Genomic DNA, 8,148 nt, shown 5'->3' with positions numbered 1-8,148 from the left:
CCTGGGGCCTCCCGGGGAGGACGGGCGGCTCCCGGACGATATCCTGGTGGACTGCCTGCTCAAGCTGGAGCGGCACCCGGCGCCCAGCGTGGCGCTGGTGCGCGGCGCGGCGGTGGGGGCGGGGTTCGACCTGGCGGCCTCGTGTGACTTCCGCGTGGGCGCACCGGAGACGGTCTTCCTCATGCCTCCGGCGAAGCTGGGAATCGTCTACTCGCCGGAGGGCCTGGCGCGGGCCACGCGGCTGGTGGGGTTGTCGCGGGCCAAGCAGCTGTTCCTCACCGCGAGGAAGCTGGACGCGCGCGAGGCGCTGGACTGGGGGCTGTTGGACGCGTGCGAGGAGGACGCGGAGGCGCGCGCGGACGCGCTGTGCGCGACGCTGGCGGGCCATGCGCCGGGGGCGGTGTCGGGGATGAAGGAGTCCTTCGGGCTCCTGGGGCGCTCGCCGCTCGGGGACCCGGAGCAGGCGCGGCTCCGGGAGCTGCGCGCGAGGGCGTTCGCCAGCGAGGACGCGAAGGAGGGGCGGGCGGCGTTCCTGGAGAAGAGACCGCCCCGCTTCACCGGCCGCTAGAGACTGGAGCGGCCGGCGAGGCGGTGGGGGTGCTTCAGGTGTCGCCGAACAGCTCGCCCATGCGCAGCTGGAGCGCGGAGGCGATCTTGTAGAGCGACGAGATGGACGCCGAGGACTCGGCGCGCTCGATTTGCGACAGCAGGGACACGGACAGGCCCGTGCGCCGCGCGAGCTGCTTGAGGGTGAGCTCCTGCGTCTTGCGGGCGTCGCGGATGGTGCGCCCGATGGCGCGGTGGAGATCCGCCTCCGGGTCCTGCGACAGGCCCTTCTTCTGGAGGGCGTTGCGGACGGCGGAGATGAACTGCTCGGGCTCCATGGGCTTCTTGACGTAGTCAGAGGCCTGGGCCTTGAGCGACGCGACGGCCGTGTCCACCGTGGGGTACGCGGTGGCGACGATGACGGCGACGTCGGTGTCGTACTTGCGGATCTGCTCCAGCACCTCGGTCCCCGACATCTGCGGCATCATCATGTCGAGGATGACGAGGTGGAAGTCGGAGCCACGGAGGATCTCCACCGTCTGCGTGGGGTCCGTCGTGGTGACGACCTCGTAGCCTTCGCGGGTCAGCACCAGCTTGAGGTAGTCGCAGTTGTCCTGCTCGTCATCAACCACCAGGATGCGAATCTGCACAGCGTCTCCTCGCTGCAGGTGAACGTCGTCGAGCTGGGGCTCGGGGAGGGGGCGAGCACGCGCAGCCAATGGGGGATGGTCCGCCTCCCTTGAGCTTCTGCTATCGGTTGCTGTCGTACGCCTTCAGGAGATCCGTCACGCCCTTGCGAGAGGGGTGATTCGCCGGGGCGAGCTCCAGGAACTTTCGGTAGTGCTTGGCCCCCTCGTCGATTTCGTTGAGCCGTGCGCGGGTGATTCCCAGCACGAGGTGGCAGTCGGCGTTCGCGTCGTTCACCCTCGCGCACTTCTCCGCGAAGGTGAGCGCCTCGCGGTAGTTCTGCTGCTTGAGGAGCTCGCGCGTCTTGCTCACCAACTCGATGGTGGGGTCCTCGACGTTCGCCTTGTCGGGCTCCTTGGCGTTCGCGGGCGGGGTGTTCGCGGGGGGCTTCTGGGCCTGGGCTGCCGCCTGCGCCGCCGCGGCCTCATCCTGCTGCTTCTTCTCGAGCGCCCCGACCTGCTTCCTCAGTTCCGCGTAGCGGTCCTTGAAGAACTCGGTGCTGGCGGCGGCGTCCAGCGACTTCCTGGCGTCCTCGAGCTTGCCCGCGCCCAGTGAGCTCTGCGCGTTCTCGAGTTGAGCCTGCGCATTCTTCTCGGAGTCGACCTTGCCCTGCAGCTGCTTGGCCTCCTTCCGGGACTTGTCGCCCTCGGGAAGCTCCGCCAGGGTGCTTTCGGTCAGCTCCAGGTCCTTGCTGTCGAACGCGGCCCGGGCCTTGTCCATCAGCTCCTTGTAGGTCGGCTTCGCCGGCGCGGCAGGCGTCTCAGGCTGCGCCACCGTCTCCGGCGGCTTGGCGTCCTCGGGCGGCTGCTTCGCCGGGACCACCGGAGGCGGCTCCACGGGCTTCGTGTTCGGCGCCACGGCCACGGGGTCGACAGGCGGGGGCGTCCCCCCAAGCTGACCCTGCTTGTACATCCAGAAGATGACGCCGCCACCCAGCAGCAGCGCGACGAGCCCGGCGACCAGCGGCAGCTTCGACATGCCGCCTTCGCTCGCGCCCTGCTCCTCGGCCTCGTCCGCGGCATCCCCGGCGGCCAGGAAGCGCAGCTTCACGTGGCCCAGCTCCACCACGTCGCCGCTGTTCAGCGTCGCCTGGGCGTAGCTCTCGCCGTTGACCGTCATCCCGTTGGCGGACTGCATGTCGATGACACGCCACTCGCCGGTGTTCTCGCGCACCAGCTTGGCGTGCGTGCGCGACAGCGAGCGATGATCCAACGTGATGTCGTTGTCGTCCGTCCGGCCGATGCGCAGCTCCGTCCGGATGCACGCGAACTCCTGACCGCGCAGCTCTTCCGGGGTCAACACCACCAGACGCGGCGCGTCCTTGGTGTCGATGTCCTCCAGCTTTCGCGGGCGGTCCGCCTCCACATGATCCAACCGGATGATGGAGGTGGAGTTTCGACGCTTGTCCGCGCCGTCCAGGGACGGAGGAGTGTGGTCGTTCTCCTCCCCGTCGCCGGGCGACTCGTCCTCGGAGCCCTCGGGCTCGTCGGGCTCTGATTCCTGCCGGCGCGCGGGCACCTTGGTCGTGATGGGGCCTACGGCGTTCGCGGCGCCCTCGGCCTGGAGTGCCAGGTCGTAGTCGCCGATCTGGATCAGGTCGCCCTCATTCAGGGGCGACTGACCCGCGATACGCTCGCCGTTGATCCGGGTGCCGTTATAGCTACCCAGGTCCTCCACCACGACATGGCCGTTCAACCGCACCAGTCGTGCGTGACGACGTGACACGTTACGTTCCGTCAGGCGGATGGTGTTTCCCTCCTGACGGCCGATGGTGATCTCGTCGCGCACGAAGGGAACAACGGTCTTGCGCCCCTCGTCGTCTTCGATGATGAGCTTCAGCACGGGTCCGATCCGCGTACAGTCATAGCAGAACGCCCTTTCAAACCACAAGTCATGCATCCCCCTCAAATGACAGGACTTTCTCCCCAGCAGGTGGGGCAGCCGGGCCTGTTGTCCATCGGTCAAGCGGCCGGGCAGGGGGGCGCTCGGGCGTTTCCCTGGGTCACGCTGACCCTGGCGGGGGTCCTTCTGGGGGTCCATGGCGCCCTGGTGATGCGGGGCCCCGTCGACGTGGACGCGCTGGTGCGCTGGGGCGCCAAGGCGGGGCCGCTCGTCCTGGAGGCGGGGCAGGTGTGGCGCCTGGCGACGGCCAACCTGCTGCACCGGGATGCGCTGCACCTGGCGCTCAACGTCGTCGTGCTGGTGGCCGCGGGCGTGGCGCTGGAGAAGGTCTGCCGACGTCGCGACTATGTCGCGCTGCTCGTGGCCGCGGGGCTCACCACCATGGCGAGCTCGCTTGCCTGGTCTGGCGCGGTGAGCGTGGGCGCGTCGGGGCTCGTCTATGGGTGCATGGGCGCGCTGCTCGTGCTCGGACGCCGTCACCGATCACACGCCGCCTTCCGCGTGCGTTGGCTCTCCGGAGAGAGCGCGATTCCCACGGTGCTCGTGTTTCTCTGGATGGGCTGGACATCCGTGGGTGTGGACAACGCCGGGCACCTGGGTGGCCTGGTGACGGGGCTGCTCGCCGGGGCGTTCCTGGAGCCGCGCGAGTTGGAGGGCACGACGCGGCCGGGAGTGGCGCGGCCGGTGGTCGGCGTCCTGGTGGCCATCGCGGTGGTGATGGCGGTGGTGGCGGAGCGCTCGGGCTGGCGGGTGGAGCGGGATGACGGCTTCGGCGTCGCGGTGATGATGCCCCAAGGGTGGAGTGGCGAGGTGGATGGGCAGGGGCGGCGCACGTTCTCCGCGGAGGCCATCGAGGCGGGTGAGCCCGGCGACGGACTCGCGCAGGCGCGGCACTTCCAGGAGGAGACGCTGCCGCTCGGTGTGCCCGGCCCCGAGGGACGGACGCGGTCGGTGCTGGGGCCGCAGAGCACGCAGGTCGGCGGCAGGCTCGCACTGAGGCTCCGCGCGGAGCTGGATGGGCCCGCGGGAGGAAAGCGGCTCATCGCCTTCTTCGTGCCGCGCGGCGAGTGGGTCTACCGGCTGGTCTTCATCTGGCCCGCGCAGTGGCCCGCGTATCAGGACATCGTGAACCGGATGGTGGCGGAGCTGCGCTTCGATGAGCCCTCGGTGCTGCGTGAGGCGCGGGGCAGGGCACTCCTGTCTCCGGGGGCAGCGGGGCCGCAGCGGGAGCTGGGCGCGGTGCTGCGTCGGCTGGGCGCGTCGAGGCAGGCCATCGTCCCGCTCACGGAGGCGGTGCGCCTGTCTCCCTCGCACGTGGGCGCGAGGGTGGAGCTCGCGCGGGCGCTGCTCGACGCCGGGCGCGTGGACGAGGGCTGTCACGCGGCCGACGAGGCGGAGGTCTACGGCCCCTCGGACACGGGCGCGCTCGAGGCGGGCGTGCGCTGCGAGCTGTCGCGAGGCGCGCTCCCCCGGGCGCTGGAGCGACTGGAGCGGGCGCGGCGCGTGGACCCGCAGGATGCGCGCCTGCGTGCCGCGGAGGCCGCGTTGCGCGCGGTGCTGGAGACCTCCGCGCCTCACCCCTCCCAGGAGTCGCCACGTCCGGGCGGAATCCTGGAAGGGGGGAGCCGACTCACTCCTCGTCCTTGAGGAGGAAGTCGTTGTTGATGACCTTGAACGACAGCCTGCCGCCGCCCAGCGTGGGCGACAGCCGCTCGACGAGCGGCCGGACGACGATGCCTTCCTTCCGGTTCTTCGTCCCGGGGTAGAGGCCCTGGGCCAGTCGCAGGTAGTGCTCCAGGCCGTGCTCGAACGCGCGCGCCTCATCGCCCGTGATGACGTGCTCCACCGGCACCGAGCGCAGCCCGTGCCGCTCGCAGAACGCGAGGTGCTCCGCGTGGCCCAGGAAGTGGCCCGTGCGCGTGTCGTGGACGCTGAAGACGAACAGGTCCACCGCGTCGAGCCCCAGGCGGTTCTTCTGGATGCCCGGTCCGCACAGCTCTCCCTGGATGGCGAAGCCAGGTGGCAGGACGGTGGCCAGCGCGTACTTCTCCGCCACGCGCCACGCCGGGTGCTTGCCGGGCTTCAACGCCCAGTTGCGCGAGCACGCCACCAGCTCACCCTCCCGCGTCCGCAAGAACGTGGAGGAGGTGCCGTCCAGCTTCGTCGTCACGTAGAAGTCGAGGCCCCGCAGCTCGTCGAGCACGCCCAGCGCCGACTGCAGTCGAATCTCGTCCGTCTTCGGCACCTGGCCCGGGAAGGGGCCGGCCACGTCGTTCCCGTCGGAGGGCGTGGGCTCGAACTTCACGACGCCCAGCGCGTCCTTCACGTCCGTGCCGATGGGCGGCACGTCGCCACCCAGGATGGACGTCGGCAGCGCGAGCCCCTGGGACAACACGCCCCTGAGCCTCGCCGTCTTCACGCGGAAGCTCCGGGCCCGGAGGAACTCCGCCCAGTCCTTGCCCTCCGGAAGCTGGCTGTCGATTTCGAAGAAGACGCACGCATCCCCGGGAGCGAACTCGCCCCTCCTCACCACCACGTCCCAGCCCATCACCCGCGCCTTCAGGATGTTGTCGGCTCCGGGGATGTCCTCCAGGTGGTCGATGCGCTGAATCGAGACGAGCTTTCTCTCCATGACGGACCTCCCATCGCGCCGCCACGAGGGGCGGGCTCCCTGGTGACGCCACGTGCCTCGCGGGCTGACAGCCCCGCTGGCACACCGTGGGCCTTGTTACCTCGCGCTGAAGGCCCGCACCACCAGGCTCGCGCCCACCGTCCACGTGTCCCGCCGGAAGAGGCCCGCATCGCCCTGGACGGCGCCGCCGGACAGGCGCAGCGCCACGGGCTGGTCCGCCACGGCGAGGAACACCCGCTCCAGTGATGCGTCCGCGCGCATGCGGAAGGAGGTGCCTCCGTCCACGCCGTGCGTCCATCCCGCGAGCCCCGAGGCGCGCAAGGCCCACAGCCCGTCCTCGCTCTCCAGCCCTCCGTCGAACATCAACGAGGTGAAGGGGGACAGCTCCTGCGAGGTGCCGTCCCTCGAATGGCGCAGCGTGTGGGTCGCGACGGGGCCCACGCCGAACCAGGCGCGCTCGGTCTCCGAGCGAATCGGGTCCACCAGGAGCCCCACGCGTCCGGTCTCCAACGTCCACCCCGGTCCCTCCCAGACGCGCCGCTCCAGGTGCGCCGCGCGCAGCGCCACCGTCACGTCGAACGGGAAGGGGATGCGCAGCGGGCGCGCGGTGGGAATCAGGATGAAACCCTCCTCCAGGTGGCGGCGCAGCAGCCCGTCATACGCGGTGAACGACAGGCCCCGACGCGCGCCGTCCCATAGCTCCACGTCGACCAGTCGATGGTTGTTGAACCACGGGGTGCCCTTGCTCCGGCTGGTGCGGCCGCTGCGCAGACGCACGCTCGCGCGCAGGGACAGGGCCTGGACGCCGTCGTTCATCACGACGCCCGAGCCCACCACCAGCCCTTCGCCCGGGTCGAAGCAGACGGGGAACGGGTCACCGAGCGCGTCGTGTGGAGCACACGGGTCGACGTGGGGCGTGTCCACGCCTGGGGTGGGGGCCATGGTCAGCAGCAAGGTGAGAGCGAGCGCGAGCACGGGCTTTCAGTCCCGCGCCTGCTGGGCCGTGGGCGCGGAGCGGCGCGCGGGAGCCCAGAGTGAGAAGCGGAGCCCCGTGGAGGCGGACCACTCCCAGCGCTGGGGCAGGTAGGGGATGTCGTTGCGCCACATCCCGCGCGCATCCATCACCAGCGACAGTGGCTGGTCGTTGATGGCGATGAGGATGAGCTCGTAGCCGGCGGAGACCTTGAGTCGCTCCGGCCGCAACGGGCGCCCGAGGATGGCGCGCGACAGGAGCACCTTCTCCGCCTCCACGCCGAGGCGCAGGTGATGGAAGCCATCCCGGTCCAGCGTGAGGTCCGCCTCCAGCACGGCGCCTGGGACGAGCGAGTTGACGTCGTTCTCGTAGTCGCGCTCGGCGGAGGGGCCCGCGCGCACGCGCACGTACGACACCAGGTCGCGCGAGTGCCACAGGTCCAACGTGGCATGCACGCTGCCCCAGGTGAGGAAGCCGCCCTGCAGCTCGCCGCGCTCCACCTCCTCCACGCGCAGCGCCTCGAGCCACAGGCCCATGTCGAGGCTGATGTCGTACCGGCGCGGCTCGCCGAAGAACGTGGTGATGCGGAACAGCGGGTCATTCCGCTCGACGCTGAAGTCGTAGCGCAAGAGCGTCGAGTCGAGCGTCCGTTGCCCCAACATCACCTCCGTCTCCAGCATGCGCAGCCGGTGCAGGTGTCGGTCGTCGGCGAGCTCCAACGCGATGCCGAAGTCCAGACGCACGCGGTCCTCGCGCGGGACGCCTTCACGCCACAGCGGGCTCCACGCGCCGCCCAGCCAGATGCGTCGGTGCAGGTCGAAGTTGAACTGCATCACCCGGCCGCGCTCATCGCGATACCAGCCGGGCGGCGCGTCCGCGATGGAGGGCTCCAGCCGGTACTGGCGCAGCACGTCCGCGGGGATGGACGTGTCACGCTCGAGGATGCAGCCGCGAGCGCGCTCCAGCATCCGGTCCGTCTCCCGCCCGTCCATGTCCAGCTCGTGCTGCGGGGCGATGAGGCAGTGTCGCTCGCGGGTATCGCACTGGGCCCTCCAGTACCCCGAGGGAACCGCGGGCGTGGGTGGCAACGTGAGGCACACCACGGGCCGCTCCGGGTCCTGCACGGGCAGCGGGTCGGACGGAGGCTGGATGGCGGACGCGACGAGGGGCGCGCCTTCGTCTCGCGTGGACCCCCCGTCCCGTAAGCGTTGGAACAGCGACCCCTCCGCTTTGTCGCGCGAGCGATGCTGTTCCTCAAAGGGTGGACCCGTGGGCTCGCTGGGGGTGGGCTCGCCCTCGAGAGGAGGCGTCCCCGCGGACAGCTCGCCCGTGACGGGGTTGGCGCCGTGGCCGAGCAGGGACGTGACGTAGAAGCCCCGGTCCACGCCCTGGATGAGCTCCTCGGGCG

General features: G+C 70.5%; 7 protein-coding genes. 2 read left to right on the top strand and 5 right to left on the bottom strand.

From position 1 onward, the window contains the following. Window positions 1-568, top strand: a 568-nt coding sequence (locus tag FL311_RS38255) for an enoyl-CoA hydratase/isomerase family protein (RefSeq protein ID WP_141332599.1), incomplete at its 5' end; no start/stop codon positions are given. Between the two features lie 34 nt (window positions 569-602). Here the strand turns inward: FL311_RS38255 and FL311_RS38250 are convergent. Both FL311_RS38250 and FL311_RS38245 read right to left on the bottom strand, forming a co-directional pair. After that, a complete protein-coding gene (locus tag FL311_RS38250; protein WP_046715490.1) occupies window positions 603-1,196 on the bottom strand; it encodes a response regulator in 594 nt (197 codons plus the stop codon). 100 nt (window positions 1,197-1,296) lie between these two features. Beyond that, window positions 1,297-3,075: an FHA domain-containing protein gene (locus FL311_RS38245; RefSeq protein WP_228557353.1), complete on the bottom strand. Its 1,779-nt coding sequence runs from the start codon at window positions 3,073-3,075 to the stop codon at window positions 1,297-1,299. A gap of 210 nt (window positions 3,076-3,285) precedes the next feature. On the opposite strand from FL311_RS38245, the gene FL311_RS38240 reads away from it, so the two are divergent. After that, on the top strand, window positions 3,286-4,782 hold the full coding sequence (locus tag FL311_RS38240) for a rhomboid family intramembrane serine protease (RefSeq protein WP_228557352.1): 1,497 nt from the start codon (window positions 3,286-3,288) through the stop codon (window positions 4,780-4,782). Here the strand turns inward: FL311_RS38240 and FL311_RS38235 are convergent. The 3 genes from FL311_RS38235 to FL311_RS38225 form a co-directional block, all read right to left on the bottom strand. After that, on the bottom strand, window positions 4,766-5,767 hold the full coding sequence (locus tag FL311_RS38235) for an RNA ligase family protein (RefSeq protein ID WP_141332596.1): 1,002 nt from the start codon (window positions 5,765-5,767) through the stop codon (window positions 4,766-4,768). The two genes, FL311_RS38240 and FL311_RS38235, sit on opposite strands and share 17 nt — an antisense overlap. Window positions 5,768-5,863: 96 nt before the next feature. Then, complete coding sequence (locus FL311_RS38230) at window positions 5,864-6,742, bottom strand: hypothetical protein (protein WP_141332595.1); 879 nt, start codon at window positions 6,740-6,742, stop codon at window positions 5,864-5,866. 6 nt (window positions 6,743-6,748) lie between these two features. Further along, window positions 6,749-8,125, bottom strand: a complete 1,377-nt coding sequence (locus FL311_RS38225) for a hypothetical protein (protein WP_228557354.1) — start codon at window positions 8,123-8,125, stop codon at window positions 6,749-6,751. Window positions 8,126-8,148 lie beyond the last annotated feature (23 nt).

Origin of the sequence: Myxococcus sp. AB025B, from assembly GCF_006518215.1 — a bacterium.
Lineage (GTDB): Bacteria > Myxococcota > Myxococcia > Myxococcales > Myxococcaceae > Myxococcus > Myxococcus fulvus.
Note: the sequence above shows the minus strand (reverse complement) of the source record. Positions and strands in the feature narration are given on the sequence as shown.

What these genes read in the sequence shown, in the direction of transcription:
- FL311_RS38240 (WP_228557352.1), top strand. Translation starts at nt 3,286, where the DNA reads ATGCGGGGCCCCGTCGACGTGGACGCGCTGGTGCGCTGGGGCGCCAAG.
- FL311_RS38235 (WP_141332596.1), bottom strand. Translation starts at nt 5,767, where the DNA reads ATGGAGAGAAAGCTCGTCTCGATTCAGCGCATCGACCACCTGGAGGAC.